This window comes from Pseudomonas sp. 21LCFQ02, assembly GCF_024129895.2.
Taxonomy (GTDB): domain Bacteria; phylum Pseudomonadota; class Gammaproteobacteria; order Pseudomonadales; family Pseudomonadaceae; genus Aquipseudomonas.
This window is the reverse complement of sequence record NZ_CM178749.1, coordinates 1785465-1801559: the sequence shown is the minus strand read 5'-3', so window position 1 is coordinate 1801559 and position 16095 is coordinate 1785465. Positions and strand designations below refer to the sequence as shown.

The following is a 16095-nucleotide window of genomic DNA, read 5'->3' as shown; positions in this document are numbered from 1 at the left end:
CAAGGTTGGCAAGCCCGCCCCGGCCACGGATAATGTGCAGTTTTTCCACCCGCGCATCCAGGCGCTACCGCGCTTGCGGTTGTTGAAGAGAACCTCATGAAAGACACCATTCGCCAGCTGATCCAACAAGCCCTGACCCGACTCGAAACCGAGGGCGTCTTGCCACAAGGGCTGACGCCGGCGATCCAGGTTGAAAACGCCCGGGACAAGACCCACGGCGACTTTGCCAGCAACATTGCCATGATGCTCGCCAAGCCGGCCGGCATGAAACCGCGTGAGCTGGCCGAAAAACTGATTGCCGCCCTGCCTGCCGACGAGCAGATCAGCAAGGTCGAGATCGCCGGCCCCGGCTTTTTGAACTTCTTCCAGAACACTCAGGCGCTGGCCAGCCGCCTCGACGCCGCACTCTCCGACGAACGGTTGTCGGTGCGCAAGGCGGGTGCAGCGCAACGTGTGGTGGTCGACATGTCCGCCCCTAACCTCGCCAAAGAGATGCACGTCGGCCACCTGCGCTCGACCATCATCGGCGATGCAGTAGCCAATGTACTGGGCTACCTGGGCGACACCGTGATTCGCCAGAACCACGTCGGCGACTGGGGCACCCAGTTCGGCATGTTGCTGGCCTACCTGCAGGAAAAGCCCACCACCAGCGACGAACTGTCGGACCTGGAAAACTTCTACCGCGCCGCCAAGCAGCGCTTCGACGAGTCTGAAGAGTTCGCCGACCGCGCCCGCTCGCTGGTGGTCAAGCTGCAGGCCGGCGACGCCGACTGCCTGGCGCTGTGGCAACGTTTCAACGACATCTCGCTGTCGCACTGCCAGAAGACCTACGACCGCCTGAACGTCAACCTCACCCCGGCCGACGTCAAAGGTGAAAGCGCCTACAACGACGACCTGGCCAATGTGGTCAGCGACCTGAAAAGCGCCGGCCTGCTGGTCGAAAGTGAAGGCGCGCAGTGTGTGTTCCTCGAAGAATTCCGCACCGCTGACGACACGCCACTGCCGGTGATCGTGCAGAAAGCCGGTGGCGGTTACCTGTACGCCACCACCGACCTGGCAGCCATGCGCTACCGCAGCAAGGTCTTGCAGGCCGACCGCGTGCTGTATTTCGTCGACCAGCGCCAGGCCCTGCACTTCCAGCAAGTCTTTGAAGTGGCGCGCCGCGCCGGCTTCACCCATCCGGGCATGCAACTGGAACACATGGGCTTCGGCACCATGAATGGCGCCGACGGCCGGCCGTTCAAAACCCGCGATGGCGGCACGGTAAAACTGATCGACCTGCTCGACGAAGCCGAAGTGCGCGCCTATGCCCTGGTCAAGGAAAAGAACCCGGAACTGGACGAGGCCGAACTGCGCAGCATCGCCAAGGCCGTGGGCATCAGCTCGGTGAAGTACGCCGACCTGTCCAAGCACCGCACCAGCGACTACAGCTTCAACTTCGATCTGATGATCAGCTTCGAGGGCAACACTGCACCGTACCTGCTGTACGCCTACACCCGTATCGCCGGGGTGTTCCGCAAGCTCGGCGCGCCGTTCGATGCCAGCCAGGGGCAGATCGTCCTGGAGGCCGAACAGGAGCAGGAACTGGCCGCGCGCCTGGCGCAGTTCGGCGAAGTACTGAACAACGTCGCAGAAAAAGGCACCCCGCATGTGCTTTGCGCCTATGTTTATGACCTCGCGGGCCTGTTCTCAAGCTTCTATGAAAACTGCCCGATCCTGGGTGCACAAACCCCGGAACAACAACAAAGCCGCCTGCGCCTGGCCGCCCTGACCGGACGCACTCTCAAGCAAGGCCTGGAACTGCTGGGCCTGGAAACTCTGGAGCGCATGTAAGTTGGCCGTTGCGAAGAAGAAAGCAGCTCCCAAGCGGGGAGCCAGCCGTTACGAGGCCCCCGCGAAGAAGCCGATCCCAGGATGGGTATGGTTGGCTGTCGGCCTGACGGTCGGCGCCTTCATTGTCTTTCTGATGAAGCTTGAGCCCGGTGGCAGTGAGGTCAAGCGCGAAAAAGCCGAGGCCAAGGCGGCAGCCAAGATCGCCGAGGCCAACAAGACCCCGCCGAGCCCGGCAGCGGTCAAGCCCAAGTACGACTTCTATACTCTGCTGCCAGAGTCGGAAGTCATCGTGCCCAAAGAGGCGGTGCCGGAGAAAACCCCGCCCGCGCCTGCGATCACGCCAGTCGCGCCGGTCACCCCGGAGCAGGCCGCGAAGATCGACACCGCCCGCGCCCAGGCGGCCCTGAGCGGCCTGACGCCGCCACCCGCGCCACCGGTGGCGACCACCGAAACCAAACCGGCACCGGTCACCCGCTTCTTCCTGCAGGCTGGCTCGTTCCGCAAGCAGGCCGACGCCGAGAAAGTCCGTGCGCAGATCATCCTGCTGGGCCAGACCGCGACCGTAGAGTCCGGTACGGTCAAGGAAGAAACCTGGTACCGCGTACTGGTCGGCCCGTTCAGCAACCGCGACCAGTTGACCACCGCCCAGAAGCAACTGGCTGGCGGCGGCTTCAGCAACCTGCTGTTACAACAGCGCCAGAGCCGCTGAACACCCGCTCTGATGTTGTGCCGGTTCTGCCACTTTCACGAGCAAGCTCGTTCCCACCTCATTTCAAGTCTGAATTGAGGTGGGCGACCTTGGTCGCGAAAGCAGGTCCGACACATGTCAGCAGGTTGAAATAGGCGTCGCCATCCCCATATCAGTTTCCATCAGGGCATTTTCGCCCCGCTGCGTGGAGACTCTCCCCTTGACCACCATCGTTTCAGTCCGCCGCCACGGCAAAGTCGTCATGGCCGGTGACGGCCAGGTTTCCTTGGGCAACACCGTGATGAAAGGCAACGCCAAGAAGGTGCGCCGCCTGTACCACGGCCAGGTCATCGCCGGTTTCGCCGGTGCCACCGCCGACGCCTTTACCCTGTTCGAGCGTTTTGAAGCCCAGCTCGAAAAGCATCAGGGCCACCTGATCCGTGCTGCCGTAGAACTGGCCAAGGACTGGCGTACCGATCGCTCGCTCAGCCGCCTGGAAGCGATGCTGGCCGTCGCCAACAAAGATGCCTCGCTGATCATCACCGGCAACGGTGACGTGGTCGAACCCGAAGATGGCCTGATCGCCATGGGTTCCGGTGGCGCCTTCGCCCAGGCCGCTGCCCGTGCGCTACTGCAGAAAACCGAGCTGCCGGCCCGCGAGATCGCTGAAACCGCATTGCACATCGCTGGCGATATTTGCGTATTCACCAACCACAACATCACCATTGAGGAGCAGGACCTCGCCGAGCAAGCCTGACGGCCTGCCTGCGCTTGAGGACCATTACCACCATGTCCATGACTCCCCGCGAAATTGTCCACGAACTGAACCGCCACATCATTGGCCAGGATGACGCCAAGCGCGCCGTCGCCATTGCCCTGCGCAACCGCTGGCGGCGCATGCAGTTGCCTGAAGAACTGCGTGTCGAGGTCACCCCCAAGAACATTCTGATGATCGGCCCGACCGGCGTCGGCAAGACCGAAATCGCCCGTCGCCTGGCCAAGCTGGCCAATGCACCGTTCATCAAGGTCGAAGCTACCAAGTTCACGGAAGTCGGCTACGTCGGCCGTGACGTCGAGTCGATCATCCGCGACCTGGCCGATGCCGCGATGAAGCTGCTGCGCGAGCAGGAGATCATCAAGGTTCGGCATCGTGCTGAAGACGCTGCCGAAGACCGCATCCTTGATGCCTTGCTGCCACCGGCACGTAGCGGTTTCAACGAAGAGCCGGTCTCGACCAGCGATTCCAATACCCGCCAGTTGTTCCGCAAGCGCCTGCGTGAAGGCCAGCTGGACGATAAGGAAATCGAGATCGAGGTCAGCGAGTCGGTGGGTGTGGACATCTCTGCCCCGCCAGGCATGGAAGAGATGACCAATCAATTGCAGAGCCTGTTTGCCAACATGGGCAAGGGCCGCCGCAAGACCCGCAAGCTCAAGGTCAAAGAAGCGCTGAAGATGGTCCGCGAAGAAGAAGCCGGCCGTCTGGTCAACGACGACGAACTCAAGGCCAAGGCCCTTGAAGCCGTGGAGCAACACGGCATCGTGTTCATCGACGAGATCGACAAGGTTGCCAAACGCGGCAATGTCGGCGGCGCCGACGTGTCTCGTGAAGGCGTGCAGCGCGACCTGCTGCCATTGATCGAAGGCTGCACGGTTAACACCAAGCTGGGCATGGTCAAAACCGACCATATCCTGTTCATCGCCTCCGGCGCGTTCCACCTGAGCAAGCCAAGCGACCTGGTGCCCGAGCTGCAAGGCCGTCTGCCGATTCGTGTCGAACTCAAGGCGCTGTCCCCTCAAGACTTCGAACGTATCCTCAGCGAACCGCACGCCTCGCTGACCGAACAGTATCGCGAACTGCTCAAGACCGAAGGCCTGAACATCGAATTCAAGCCAGACGGCATCAAGCGCCTGGCGGAAATCGCCTGGCAGGTCAACGAGAAGACCGAGAACATCGGTGCGCGCCGCCTGCACACCCTGCTCGAACGCCTGCTCGAAGAACTGTCGTTCAGCGCCGGCGACCTGGCCAGCAGCCCGGATGCCGAGCCGATCGAGATCAACGCCGACTACGTCAACAGCCACCTGGGCGAACTGGCCAACGACGAAGACCTGTCGCGCTACATCCTGTAAAAGCCTGTAGGAGCAGCTTTAACTGCGAAGCATCAACCGCGAAAGCTTCAACCGCGAATTTTTCGCGGCTGAAGCCGCTCCTACGCTTGTGGCTTGCCGCCGGCCACGCTTAAGCTGACGCCATGAACAAAATCCCCACTGCCATTCAATTGCACAAGGCGTCGAAAACCCTGACGCTCAAATACGCGTCCGGCGAGCAGTACGATCTGCCTGCCGAGTTTCTGCGTGTGCACTCCCCTTCTGCCGAGGTTCAGGGGCACGGCAAGCCGATCCTGCAGTTCGGCAAACTCGGCGTGGGCCTGACCAAGGTCGAGCCGGCCGGCCAGTACGCCCTCAAGCTGACCTTCGACGATGGCCACGACAGCGGCCTGTTCACCTGGGATTATCTCTTCGAGCTGGGCCAGCGCCAGAACGCGCTGTGGGATGACTACCTGCAAGAGCTGAAAAAAGCCGGCAAAAGCCGCGACCCGCACGAACAAGTCGTGCGTCTGATGCTCTGATCGCTTCGCTGACCGCGCAATTTCACAATCAGCGTCTATGCTCCCTGCACCGTTTGCCGTTTTAGTAAGCGGTTTCTAATCTGTTTTGCTTGAATGTGCCGCGCAGCGGCCTATACATGGTGCTGCTTGCGACTATGTGCAATCTCGCGTAACCAATGATTACGGCACATTCACTGCATCGTTTCGACGCAGCGGGAAATGGGTGCTTCTAAAAACGCGGGCAGTTTTTAGAGGCGCCCAATGGGGAGCCAGGACGTAGTGACACGCAGCGCCGCAGTTCAGACGCCCTGCCTGTCATTCGGCATGCCCATCGGGAATCGGCATACCAGGGCGCCTCTAAAAACGTAGGCGAGGCAGTCAGCGCAAGGTAAAAACAGGCAAAGCGCACGACTTTACGGGTTGTAAATGAGCATGCTGAGCCTGTTTTTAACGCAGCGATGACAACGCAGGTCGTTTTTAGCGGTGCCCGAACAGCCATCATCGGTCACACGAGCAGTAGTACCGACTCTTCCAGAGCCACTGCTCAAAGGAAAACCGGTACTCGCCTCAGGACAACGGAGCGTCGTAGATGAGTAGCAAGAACAACGATGACCTGCCGCGCCAGGCTTCTGAACACACACTGGGCCTGAACCCGGTTGTGGGCTTGCGCCGCAAGGACTTACTGACCACCGCGCGCATGGTCATGCGCCTGGCGCTCAGGCAACCGATCCACAGCCTCAAACATGTCGCACATCTGGGGCTGGAGCTTAAAAACGTCGTCATTGGCCGCTCGGGCCTGCAACCGGCCGCTGACGATCGTCGGTTTCAGGACCCGGCCTGGAGTCAGAACCCGCTGTATCGCCGCTATTTGCAGGTGTATCTGGCCTGGCGCAAAGAGCTGCATGATTGGCTCGACGGCAGCAGCCTGACCCCGCAGGACATCAGCCGCGGGCATTTCGTCATCAACCTGATGACCGAAGCCATGGCGCCGACCAATACGGCGGCCAACCCGGCAGCGGTCAAGCGTTTCTTCGAAACCGGCGGCAAGAGCCTGCTTGATGGCCTGTCGCATCTGGCCAAGGACATGGTGCATAACGGCGGCATGCCCAGCCAGGTCAACATGGATGCCTTTGAGGTCGGCAAGAACCTGGGCACCAGCGAAGGCGCAGTGGTATTTCGCAATGACGTGCTGGAACTGATCCAGTACAAGCCGGCCACCGAGCAGACCCATGAACGCCCGCTGCTGGTAATCCCGCCACAGATCAACAAGTTCTACGTCTTCGACCTGAGCCCGGAAAAAAGCCTGGCGCGCTTCTGCCTGGGCAGCAAGGTGCAGACCTTCATCATCAGCTGGCGCAACCCGACCAAGGCCCAGCGCGAGTGGGGGCTTTCGACCTATATCGAGGCGCTCAAAGAAGCCATCGACGTGGTCTCGGCAATCACCGGCAGCCCGGACGTCAACGTGCTTGGCGCCTGCTCGGGCGGCATCACCTGCACCGCGCTGCTGGGCCACTATGCAGCGCTGAACGAGCGCAAGATCAACGCCATGACCTTGATGGTCAGCGTGCTCGACACCACCCTGGAGAACGAAGTGGCGCTGTTCGTCGACGAGCAGACCCTGGAAGCGGCCAAGCGCCACTCGTATCAGTCCGGGGTACTGGAAGGCCGCGACATGGCCAAGGTCTTCGCCTGGATGCGCCCCAATGACCTGATCTGGAACTACTGGGTCAACAACTACCTGCTGGGCAACGAGCCACCGGCCTTCGACATCCTGTTCTGGAACAACGACACCACGCGGCTGCCTGCGGCGTTCCATGGCGACCTGATCGAGATGTTCAAGAACAACCCGTTCACCCGCCCCAATGCACTGGAAGTGTGCGGCACGGCAATCGACCTCAAGCAGGTGACCAACGACATCTTCTGCCTGGCAGGCACCAACGACCACATCACCCCATGGCAGGCGTGCTACCGCTCGGCGCGGCTGTTTGGCGGCAAGACCGAGTTCGTGCTGTCGAGCAGCGGCCATATCCAGAGCATTCTCAACCCGCCGGGCAACCCCAAGGCCCGCTACATGACCAACGAAGAACTGCCGCTCGACCCGATCGCCTGGCAGGAAAACGGCACCAAGCACACCGATTCGTGGTGGCTGCACTGGCAGAGCTGGTTGACCGAGCGCTCCGGCGAGCTGAAAAAGTCACCCGCCAGCCTGGGCAACAAGGCTTATCCAGCCGCAGAAGCCTCGCCGGGCACTTATGTTCACGAGCGCTAGACTTGGTAAAGGCAAGACTACCGGAGCCAGGGATCCTGGCCGGTAGCTGCCATTGCGCAATAAATGATCAGTCGCACGCCAGAGGCCACGCCTCGGTCGGTCTGGGAAAGGCGCAGGACATCTTTCCAGATGTATTAACCAACAGGGCTCCGGCATGCCGCAACCGTTTGTATTTCGCTCCATCGACCTGGACGGCCACACCATCCGGACGGCCGTCAGATCCGGCAAGAGCCATATGGCTCCGCTGCTGATCTTCAATGGCATCGGGGCCAACCTGGAACTGGTGTTTCCGTTTGTCGAAGCGCTGGACCCGGACATGGAGGTGATTGCCTTCGATGTGCCGGGGGTCGGCGGCTCTTCGACGCCCAACCGCCCGTACCGCTTTCCAGGCCTGGCGAAGCTGGCGGCGCGCATGCTCGACTACCTTGATTACGGCCAGGTCAACGTCATCGGCGTGTCCTGGGGCGGCGCGCTGGCCCAGCAGTTTGCCCACGACTACCCCGAACGCTGCAAAAAGCTGGTGCTGGCAGCCACAGCAGCCGGCATGGCGATGGTGCCGGGCAAGCCGCGGGTGCTGATGCTGATGGCCAGCCCACGCCGCTACATCCAGCCATCCCACGTGATCCGCATTGCCCCGGAAATCTACGGCGGCGCGTTTCGCCGTGACCCGCATCTGGCGGCCAATCATGCAGCCAAGGTCCGTTCGTCAGGCAAGTTGGGTTACTACTGGCAACTGTTCGCCGGCATGGGCTGGACCAGCATCCATTGGCTGCACAAGATCCGTCAGCCGACCCTGGTGCTCGCTGGCGATGATGACCCGCTGATCCCACTGATAAATATGCGCCTGTTGGCCTGGCGGATACCCAATGCCCAGCTACACATAATTGATGACGGTCATTTGTTCCTGATCACCCGGGCCGAAGCCGTAGCGCCCATCATCATGAGTTTTCTGCAGCAGGAACGTCAGCGTGCGGTCATGCACCCGCATCCCACACCCAATGCGCATTGAACCTGGCCTGCAGACGCCCTGCACGATCAAGGGCGGCCCTGAAAACGCAAGCAAGGCCGTCAGCGCAGCAGGCGCCGGCCAGCAGTTGGTTTTAGAACTGCCCTCATTGCTGATCCGTTGTACCCGCGCGACCTGAGAGGACCGTCGAACCGCGCAGAACGGCGCAGCCCTGCCTGCGCCCTGACATTCATTGATGGCTTGACGAAGGAGTGTTGCCCTCATGCGAGAAAAACCAGCGAAGAGCGCCGAGACCACCCCGGCGACCTTCATCAACGCACAAAGCGCGATCATGGGCATGCGCGGTCGGGACCTGATGTCCACCCTGCGCAGTGTCGCCGCCCAAGGCTGGCGCCACCCATTTCGCACCGCCCGGCATGCCCTGGCGCTGGGCAATCAGCTCGGTCGGGTCTTGCTGGGTGAAACGCCGCACCAGCTCAACCCGCGTGACAGCCGCTTCGCTGATCCGACCTGGAGCCTCAACCCGCTGTACCGGCGCGGCTTGCAGGCTTACCTGAGCTGGCAGCATCAGGTCAGACACTGGATCGACGAAAGCGACCTGACCGGCGACGACCGCGCCAGGGCGCATTTCATGTTCAGCCTGATCAACGACGCGCTGTCGCCGTCCAATACGCTGCTCAACCCGTTGGCGATCAAAGAGCTGTTCAACTCCGGTGGCAACAGCCTGGTCAAGGGCCTGAGCCATATGGCCAACGACCTGCTGCACAACAACGGCCTGCCCAGCCAGACCACCAAGGACGCCTTCGAAATCGGCCGCACCCTGGCCACCACGGCAGGCTCGGTGGTCTATCGTAATGAGCTGCTGGAGCTGATCCAGTACAAGCCGATGAGCGAAAAGCAATACACCCGGCCGCTGCTCATCGTGCCGCCGCAAATCAACAAGTTCTATGTCTTCGACCTGAGCCCGACCAACAGCTTTGTGCAGTACGCCCTCAAGAACGGCCTGCAAACCTTCGTCATCAGTTGGCGCAATCCTGATGTGCGCCATCGTGAATGGGGGCTGTCCAGCTATGTCGAGGCCGCCGAACAGGCGATGAATGTCTGCCGCGCCATCACCGGTGCCCGTGAGGTCAATCTGGTCGGTGCCTGCGCCGGTGGTCTGACCATCGCCGCGCTACAGGGTCATTTGCAGGCCAAGCGCCAGATGCGGCGGGTCGCCAGCGCCACTTATATGGTCAGCCTGCTCGACAGCCAGATCGAAAGCCCGGCCACCCTGTTTATCGACGAAGAAACCCTCGAAGCGGCCAAGCGGCGCTCTTATCAGCGCGGCGTGCTTGAGGGCAGCGAGATCAACCGGGTGTTCGCCTGGATGCGCCCCAATGACCTGATCTGGCATTACTGGATCAATAACTACCTGTTGGGCAAGGCTCCGCCACCGTTCGACATCCTCTACTGGAACAACGACACCACCCGATTGCCCGCCGCCCTGCACGGCGACCTGCTGGATTTTTTCAAACACAACCCGCTCAATCATCCCGGCGGGCTGGAGGTCTGCGGCACGCCCATCGACCTGCAGAAGGTCACGGTAGACAGCTTCAGCGTGGCAGGCATCAACGATCACATCACGCCTTGGGACTCGGTCTATCGCTCGACCCTGCTGCTCGGCGGCGAGCGGCGCTTCGTACTGTCCAGCAGCGGTCATGTGCAGAGCATTCTCAACCCGCCGGGCAATCCGAAATCCAGCTTCGTCGAAAGTGGCGAACTCACCAGCGACCCGCGTGCCTGGTATTACGACGCCAGACAGCAGGATGGCAGCTGGTGGCCGACCTGGCTGGCCTGGATCCAGGAACGCGCAGGCACCCAGCGTGAAACCCGTATGACGCTGGGCAACGAGAACTACCCGCCGATGGAAGCTGCACCGGGAACCTACGTCCGTGTGCGCTGAACACTACCTCGCCCAAACCTTCAAGAAGACCGGATGAAAACCCGCGACCGAATCCTCGAATGTGCTCTGGAGCTGTTCAACCAACAAGGCGAACCCAATGTCTCGACGCTGGAAATCGCCAATGAGCTGGGGATCAGCCCTGGCAATCTGTATTACCACTTTCATGGCAAGGAGCCGCTGGTGCTTGGCCTGTTCGAGCGATTCCAGGGCGAACTTGCCCCGCTGCTCGATCCGCCCGCCGAGGCAAGGCTGGGCGCCGAAGACTACTGGCTGTTTCTGCACCTGATCGTTGAGCGTCTGGCGCATTACCGTTTTCTGTTCCAGGACCTGTCCAACCTGGCAGGCCGGCTGCCCAAGCTGGGGCGTGGTATCCGCCATCTGCTCAACGCACTCAAACGCACCCTGGCATCGTTGCTGGCCCGTCTAAAGTCAGAGGGGCAGTTGGTCAGCGAAACCCAGGCACTGGGTAACCTGGTGGAGCAGATCACCCTGACCCTGCTGTTTTCACTGGATTACCAACGCATTCTCGGACGCGACGGCGAAGTCCGGGTCGTGGTCTACCAGATCATGATGCTGGTCGCGCCGCACCTGGTACCGGTATCACGGCAAAGCGTCGAACAACTGGCACTGCATTATCTGGAGCGCTGAGCCAGGCATGCCCGATCTGTCACGGCAAATCGGGCCATGGCCGTAATGCCGCACCGTCAAGGCAGGACAAGCAAGGCAGGTAGGTTTCACTGCCTTGCCGCTACCCTGTGGGAGCGAGCAAGCTCGCTCCCACAAATCTCGCCAGCCTTAACTGATCAGCACAAGGCCGTGATCGTCAGGAAGACGGATTGGCCGGTGCCGGGGCGTTGGGCGCCGCAGCCCCCGAAGCCTGAGGCGCTGCTGCGCCACTGGAGCCGCTCTCTGGTTGCGCGGCAGGTTTGTCAGCGGCCTTGGCTGCCGGCTTGCGTGCGGCCGGTTTTTTCGCTGCCGCAGGCTTCTTGGCTGCCGCAGGCTTGGCAGCTGACGGTTTCTTGTCAGCCGGCTTATCCGCTGACTCGGCAACCGACCTGGCTTTGCTGGCGGTGCTCGAAGCGGCTTTGCTGGCCGCCTCGACCGGCTTGGCCGCGGCCTTTTTCACCGCGGGTTTAGCGGCAGTGGCCTTGCTGGCGACCTTGTCTGCCGCCTTGGCTACAGTGCTGGCCGCCGCCTTGACCAATGGCTTGGCCGTGCTACGCGGGGCAGGCTTGGCGGCAGAGATCGCCTTGACCTTGTCACCGGTCAGTTGCTCAATCTGGCGGGTCAGCTGATCGACCTTGTCGTGCAAGGTCTGCACCTCCAACCGGCTCGGTACGCCCAGGCGTGAAATGGCACTGTTGAGGCGCTTGTCGAATGCACCCTCCAGTTCACTCCACTTGCCCAGCGCCAGGTCCTTCACATCCCCGACACGGGATTTTCCGGCCCTGACCCCGCTTTTAACCTCTTCAAGCTTCTTGTCGGCGTCGACCTTGCTCTCTTGCTCGGCCTTCTCGCCATCTTTGACCAATGTTTCGAAAAGCTTACTGCCGTCATTGCTGACCTTGGAGTAAGCCCCCAAACCAGCCAGCCAGATCTGGCGTGAGTACTTCTCGATCTCGCCGATCCAGGAGCTGCTTTGTTTCTCGGTTTTTTTCTTGCCAGCCATCCCGCTCTCCTTCAGTGATCCGACTCGATACGCTCCAGCTGTTTAGGCTCATGGCGCTCAAGCTTTTTGGGCCCGACACGTTCCAGCAATGCCGTCAGTTCATCGAGCTTAGCAGACAGTGTCTCGACGTCATGCCGGGAGGGGATGCCGATACGATTCAGGCCTCTGGCGACGCGACGATCGAACGCACTTTCGATCTTGTCCAGTTGCGCCTCGACGCGGCCTTTGACGCCAGAAACCTCGCCTTTGAGCGAATCGATCTCGCTGTTGGCGGCGTCGATTTTCTCGTCGACCACCTTCTTGGCGTCCTTTTCGGCACGCTCACCGGTGCGGATCAGCTCCTTGACGTACTCGGAGCCTTCCTGGTTGGCCTTGGTATAGGCCCCCAGGCCCGCCAGCCAGATCTTGCGGGCGTAGCGCCGCACTTCGGCAAGCGTGCTGTCCTGCTCGGTTTCGATTTCGACTTTCTTTTTCAGAGTGGCCTTGACCATGGTTCACCTCACGCTCGAATGGTTGAAGAGAACATCCTTCGCAAATATGAGGTTCAAGGTAGGCAGAAAAATTAGAAAGCACACCCTAGAAGCCGCCACAAGCAGGTAGGAGCAGCTTTAGCTGCGAAGCCTTCGCTGCTAAAGCTGCTCCTACGGGCTGTTCTCAAGCGGCGAGTTCGCGGTCGAGGATGCGTTCGATCTCGCTCTGGATCGCGCCGCTCATCGGCGACAGGAAAAAGCTCAGCTCGATGACAATGCGCACCAGTTCTTCACCGACGTCGAGGCGGCCTTTGGCACCCTTGCCATGCAGGGCCACGCTGTCGCCGTCCCATTTGTGCTCCAGGCCGTACTTGCTGCTGATTTTTTGCACCAGGTGCTCGGCCTTGGTGCGGGCCTGTTCCAGGCCCAGGGCGTGGGAGCGTTCGACAAGAATCTTCGACATACCAATGTTCCTTGTTTGCGGGGCCAGTTGTCGCGCCACTATAGCAGCGCAGCATGTCGGCCATGCGCCCCGTCAAGACAAAGTCAGTCGTGATGATTAGAATGGAGCGCATTCTATTCCGGTGACAGCGATATGACCGATCAGCGCAAAGACAGCGATGCCGAACCCACCACCCATTTCGGCTACCAGAACGTGCCGCAAAGCCAGAAGGCTGAAAAAGTCGCTGAGGTTTTCCACTCGGTGGCCGCCAAGTACGACCTGATGAACGACCTGCTGTCCGGCGGCATGCACAGGCTGTGGAAGCGCTTCACCATCGAGCTGTCCGGTGTGCGTCCGGGCAACCGGGTGCTGGATATCGCCGGCGGTACCGGCGATCTGGCGCGCAAGTTCTCGCAGCTGGTCGGCCCCACCGGTCAGGTGGTGCTGGCCGACATCAATGCCTCGATGCTCAAGGTAGGCCGTGATCGCCTGCTGGACAAAGGCGTGTCGGGCAATATCGAGTTCGTCCAGGCTGACGCCGAGAAGCTGCCGTTTCCGGATAATCACTTCGATTGCGTGACCATTGCCTTCGGCCTGCGCAACGTGACCCGCAAGGAAGATGCACTGCGTTCAATGCTGCGCGTGCTCAAACCTGGCGGTCGTCTGTTGGTCCTGGAGTTCTCCAAACCGACCAACAAGCTGATGTCCAAGGCCTACGACGCCTATTCCTTCGCGTTCATGCCGGTTATGGGCAAGCTGGTGACCAATGATTCGGAAAGCTACCGCTATCTGGCCGAGTCGATCCGCATGCACCCCGATCAGGAAACCCTCAAGTCGATGATGGTCGACGCCGGTTTCGACCGCGTGACCTATCACAACATGACTTCCGGGGTCGTTGCCCTGCACCGGGGCATCAAGCCCTGATGCTGCTGCGAGGCTTGCTGGCCAGTGCCGAACACGGCATCAACCGGGTGCTGCGCATGGACAGCACCGCGTTGCCACGCCTGGGTGCGCTGAGCGGCACGGTGATTGCCGTGGACTGCCGCGACCCGGCGCTGCAACTGTTCATTCTGCCAAGCGACCAAGGTTTGCTGCTGGCCTCGCAATGGGCGGCGCCCGCCGACTGCACCTTGCGCGCCCCGGCCGCGAGCCTGTTGCGCCTGGCCTTGAGCCAGGACAAGAGCGCCGTGCTGCATGGCCCGAATGTCGAGCTTGATGGCGACAGCGGCATCCTGCTGGAGCTGGCCGGCATTCTTCAGGACCTGGAACTGGACTGGGAGTACGAGCTGTCACGCTGGCTCGGACCGGTCGCCAGCCAGGTACTGGGCAGCCAGCTGCGCAGCCGCGCCCGCTGGACCCGCAGTAGCCTGGCAAGCCTGGGCCAGAATCTGGCCGATTACCTGAGTGAAGAATCACGTACCCTGGTCGGCAAGCATGAAGCCGAAGCGCACTTCAATGAACTGGACCGGATCAAGCTTGATCTGGAACGTCTTGAAGTACGGGTAGCCCGTCTCTCTCAATCATTGACCCCCAGCGATAGCGATAACGCATGAAGTTGCTTGCCGTCCGCCGCCTGTTGCGCATCCAGCGTGTCGTAATCCGCTACCGCCTCGATGACCTGTTGTTTGGCCTGCCGCTGCCCTGGTGGCTGCTGGCAGTACGCTTCGTCCTGCCATGGCGCTGGTTGCCGCGCAAACCCTCGCCCTTGAGCCGGGGCGAACGTCTGCGCCTTGCCCTGCAGGATCTCGGGCCGATTTTCATCAAGTTCGGCCAGCTGCTCTCGACCCGCCGCGACCTGCTGCCCGAAGACATTGCCGACGAACTGATGCTGCTTCAGGACCGGGTCCCGCCGTTCGACCCGAAGCTGTCGGTCCAGCTCATCGAAGAGCAACTCGGCGCGCGGATCAGCGAAGTGTTCAGCCGCTTCGATGTCGAACCGCTGGCCTCGGCCTCGGTCGCCCAGGTGCATGCTGCACGCCTGAAAAGTGGCGAAGAAGTGGTGGTCAAGGTCGTGCGCCCGGGCCTGAAGCCGGTCATCACCCAAGACATGGCCTGGCTGTTCCTGCTCGCCCGTGTTGCCGAACGGGTATCGGCCGACGCGCGCCTGCTGCACCCGGTGCAAGTGGTCAACGATTACGAAAAAACCATTTACGACGAACTCGACCTGCTACGCGAAGCGGCCAACGCCAGTCAGTTGCGGCGCAACTTCGAAGGCTCGCAACTGCTTTATGTGCCGCAGGTGTACTGGGACTGGTGCCGCCCGAAAGTACTGGTGATGGAGCGCATCTACGGCATTCAGGTTACCGACCTGGCGACCCTGGCCGATCAGCGCACCGACATGAAGATGCTCGCCGAACGCGGCGTGGAGATCTTCTTCACTCAGGTATTCCGCGACAGTTTCTTCCATGCCGACATGCACCCCGGTAATATCTTCGTCAGCACCGTCACCCCCTGGAGCCCGCAATACATCGCCATCGACTGCGGCATCGTCGGCAGCCTGACCCCGGAAGACCAGGACTATCTGGCGCGCAACCTGTTCGCCTTCTTCAAGCGCGACTATCGCCGCGTCGCACAACTGCACATCGATTCAGGCTGGGTACCGGCAGAGACCAAACTCAATGAATTCGAGGCCGCGATCCGTACCGTTTGCGAACCGATCTTCGAAAAACCACTCAAGGACATCTCGTTCGGTCAGGTGCTGATGCGTCTGTTCCAGACCGCACGGCGCTTCAACATGGAAGTGCAGCCGCAACTGGTGCTGCTGCAGAAAACCCTGTTGAACATCGAAGGCCTGGGCCGCCAGCTGTACCCGGACCTGGACCTGTGGAGCACTGCCCAGCCGTTCCTTGAGCGCTGGATGCGCGAGCGGGTCAGCCCCAAAACCCTGTTGGGCAACCTGCAATCGCAGGTCGAGCAGTTGCCACACATCGCCGGCATGACCCGCGACCTGCTGGAGCGCCTGTCCAGGCCGCATGCCAACGATCCACCGCCACCGGGCCGTGAGCGCGGCGACAGCCGTGCCCTGCGCCTGCTCGGCGCGGCACTGCTGACCGGCGGTGCGATCCAGAGTTGGGCGCTGACCGCCGCGGGGACTGCGCTGCCGGGGCTGACCGGCATACCGGCAGGCATCATGCTGGCCGCAGGACTGTATCTGATCGTTCGTCGATAGCCAGCAGCGCGTGGCGCTGGCACACTGTTCAATCCGC

The 16095-nt window shown here is 61.3% G+C and carries 15 protein-coding genes; 12 read left to right on the top strand and 3 right to left on the bottom strand.

What is annotated here, in order from left to right:
• Positions 1-96 precede the first annotated feature (96 nt).
• The 9 genes from argS to NJC40_RS08340 all read left to right on the top strand — a co-directional run bounded on the left by argS (position 97) and on the right by NJC40_RS08340 (position 10956).
• Complete coding sequence (gene argS / locus NJC40_RS08380) at positions 97-1833, top strand: arginine--tRNA ligase (RefSeq protein ID WP_045486497.1); 1737 nt, start codon at positions 97-99, stop codon at positions 1831-1833.
• Between the two features lies 1 nt (position 1834).
• Positions 1835-2542, top strand: coding sequence for an SPOR domain-containing protein (locus NJC40_RS08375; RefSeq protein ID WP_253140268.1), 708 nt, complete (start codon positions 1835-1837; stop codon positions 2540-2542).
• Between the two features lie 199 nt (positions 2543-2741).
• Complete coding sequence (gene hslV / locus NJC40_RS08370) at positions 2742-3278, top strand: ATP-dependent protease subunit HslV (RefSeq protein ID WP_045486491.1); 537 nt, start codon at positions 2742-2744, stop codon at positions 3276-3278.
• Positions 3279-3310: 32 nt separating this feature from the next.
• Complete coding sequence (gene hslU / locus NJC40_RS08365) at positions 3311-4648, top strand: ATP-dependent protease ATPase subunit HslU (protein WP_045486488.1); 1338 nt, start codon at positions 3311-3313, stop codon at positions 4646-4648.
• Between the two features lie 122 nt (positions 4649-4770).
• Positions 4771-5148 carry a gamma-butyrobetaine hydroxylase family protein gene (locus NJC40_RS08360; RefSeq protein WP_253112225.1) on the top strand — a complete coding sequence of 126 codons (378 nt, stop codon included), beginning with the start codon at positions 4771-4773 and terminating at the stop codon, positions 5146-5148.
• A 568-nt stretch (positions 5149-5716) separates the two neighbouring features.
• The gene (gene phaC, locus NJC40_RS08355; RefSeq protein ID WP_045486482.1) at positions 5717-7396 is read left to right on the top strand and encodes a class II poly(R)-hydroxyalkanoic acid synthase; all 1680 of its coding nucleotides are present in this window, start codon (positions 5717-5719) and stop codon (positions 7394-7396) included.
• Positions 7397-7550: 154 nt separating this feature from the next.
• A complete protein-coding gene (gene phaZ, locus NJC40_RS08350; RefSeq protein ID WP_045486479.1) occupies positions 7551-8405 on the top strand; it encodes a poly(3-hydroxyalkanoate) depolymerase in 855 nt (284 codons plus the stop codon).
• A 220-nt stretch (positions 8406-8625) separates the two neighbouring features.
• Positions 8626-10308: a class II poly(R)-hydroxyalkanoic acid synthase gene (gene phaC, locus NJC40_RS08345; protein WP_253140267.1), complete on the top strand. Its 1683-nt coding sequence runs from the start codon at positions 8626-8628 to the stop codon at positions 10306-10308.
• 33 nt (positions 10309-10341) lie between these two features.
• Positions 10342-10956: a TetR/AcrR family transcriptional regulator gene (locus NJC40_RS08340; protein ID WP_045486475.1), complete on the top strand. Its 615-nt coding sequence runs from the start codon at positions 10342-10344 to the stop codon at positions 10954-10956.
• Positions 10957-11131: 175 nt separating this feature from the next.
• On the opposite strand, the gene NJC40_RS08335 is transcribed toward NJC40_RS08340, so the two are convergent.
• The 3 genes from NJC40_RS08335 to NJC40_RS08325 all read right to left on the bottom strand — a co-directional run bounded on the left by NJC40_RS08335 (position 11132) and on the right by NJC40_RS08325 (position 12910).
• A complete protein-coding gene (locus NJC40_RS08335) occupies positions 11132-11977 on the bottom strand; it encodes a phasin family protein (RefSeq protein ID WP_253140266.1) in 846 nt (281 codons plus the stop codon).
• 11 nt (positions 11978-11988) lie between these two features.
• Complete coding sequence (locus tag NJC40_RS08330; protein WP_253112212.1) at positions 11989-12468, bottom strand: phasin family protein; 480 nt, start codon at positions 12466-12468, stop codon at positions 11989-11991.
• Between the two features lie 163 nt (positions 12469-12631).
• The gene (locus NJC40_RS08325; RefSeq protein ID WP_045486468.1) at positions 12632-12910 is read right to left on the bottom strand and encodes a polyhydroxyalkanoic acid system family protein; all 279 of its coding nucleotides are present in this window, start codon (positions 12908-12910) and stop codon (positions 12632-12634) included.
• Between the two features lie 132 nt (positions 12911-13042).
• On the opposite strand from NJC40_RS08325, the gene ubiE reads away from it, so the two are divergent.
• From ubiE to ubiB, 3 genes are read left to right on the top strand one after another with little or no spacing between them, the layout of a single operon-like run.
• Complete coding sequence (gene ubiE / locus NJC40_RS08320; protein WP_045486465.1) at positions 13043-13813, top strand: bifunctional demethylmenaquinone methyltransferase/2-methoxy-6-polyprenyl-1,4-benzoquinol methylase UbiE; 771 nt, start codon at positions 13043-13045, stop codon at positions 13811-13813.
• Positions 13813-14442: a ubiquinone biosynthesis accessory factor UbiJ gene (locus NJC40_RS08315; RefSeq protein WP_045486462.1), complete on the top strand. Its 630-nt coding sequence runs from the start codon at positions 13813-13815 to the stop codon at positions 14440-14442. Before ubiE ends, NJC40_RS08315 begins: the two co-directional genes overlap by 1 nt.
• Complete coding sequence (gene ubiB / locus NJC40_RS08310; protein ID WP_045486459.1) at positions 14439-16058, top strand: ubiquinone biosynthesis regulatory protein kinase UbiB; 1620 nt, start codon at positions 14439-14441, stop codon at positions 16056-16058. The genes NJC40_RS08315 and ubiB overlap by 4 nt, the downstream gene beginning before the upstream one ends.
• Positions 16059-16095: the final 37 nt, after the last annotated feature.

Excerpts from the sequence above, each read along its gene's own strand:
- argS (WP_045486497.1), top strand. The coding sequence starts at position 97 with ATGAAAGACACCATTCGCCAGCTGATCCAACAAGCCCTGACCCGACTC.
- hslU (WP_045486488.1), top strand. The coding sequence starts at position 3,311 with ATGTCCATGACTCCCCGCGAAATTGTCCACGAACTGAACCGCCACATC.
- NJC40_RS08360 (WP_253112225.1), top strand. The coding sequence starts at position 4,771 with ATGAACAAAATCCCCACTGCCATTCAATTGCACAAGGCGTCGAAAACC.
- phaC (WP_045486482.1), top strand. The coding sequence starts at position 5,717 with ATGAGTAGCAAGAACAACGATGACCTGCCGCGCCAGGCTTCTGAACAC.
- phaZ (WP_045486479.1), top strand. The coding sequence starts at position 7,551 with ATGCCGCAACCGTTTGTATTTCGCTCCATCGACCTGGACGGCCACACC.
- phaC (WP_253140267.1), top strand. The coding sequence starts at position 8,626 with ATGCGAGAAAAACCAGCGAAGAGCGCCGAGACCACCCCGGCGACCTTC.
- NJC40_RS08340 (WP_045486475.1), top strand. The coding sequence starts at position 10,342 with ATGAAAACCCGCGACCGAATCCTCGAATGTGCTCTGGAGCTGTTCAAC.
- NJC40_RS08335 (WP_253140266.1), bottom strand. The coding sequence starts at position 11,977 with ATGGCTGGCAAGAAAAAAACCGAGAAACAAAGCAGCTCCTGGATCGGC.
- NJC40_RS08330 (WP_253112212.1), bottom strand. The coding sequence starts at position 12,468 with ATGGTCAAGGCCACTCTGAAAAAGAAAGTCGAAATCGAAACCGAGCAG.
- NJC40_RS08325 (WP_045486468.1), bottom strand. The coding sequence starts at position 12,910 with ATGTCGAAGATTCTTGTCGAACGCTCCCACGCCCTGGGCCTGGAACAG.
- ubiE (WP_045486465.1), top strand. The coding sequence starts at position 13,043 with ATGACCGATCAGCGCAAAGACAGCGATGCCGAACCCACCACCCATTTC.
- NJC40_RS08315 (WP_045486462.1), top strand. The coding sequence starts at position 13,813 with ATGCTGCTGCGAGGCTTGCTGGCCAGTGCCGAACACGGCATCAACCGG.
- ubiB (WP_045486459.1), top strand. The coding sequence starts at position 14,439 with ATGAAGTTGCTTGCCGTCCGCCGCCTGTTGCGCATCCAGCGTGTCGTA.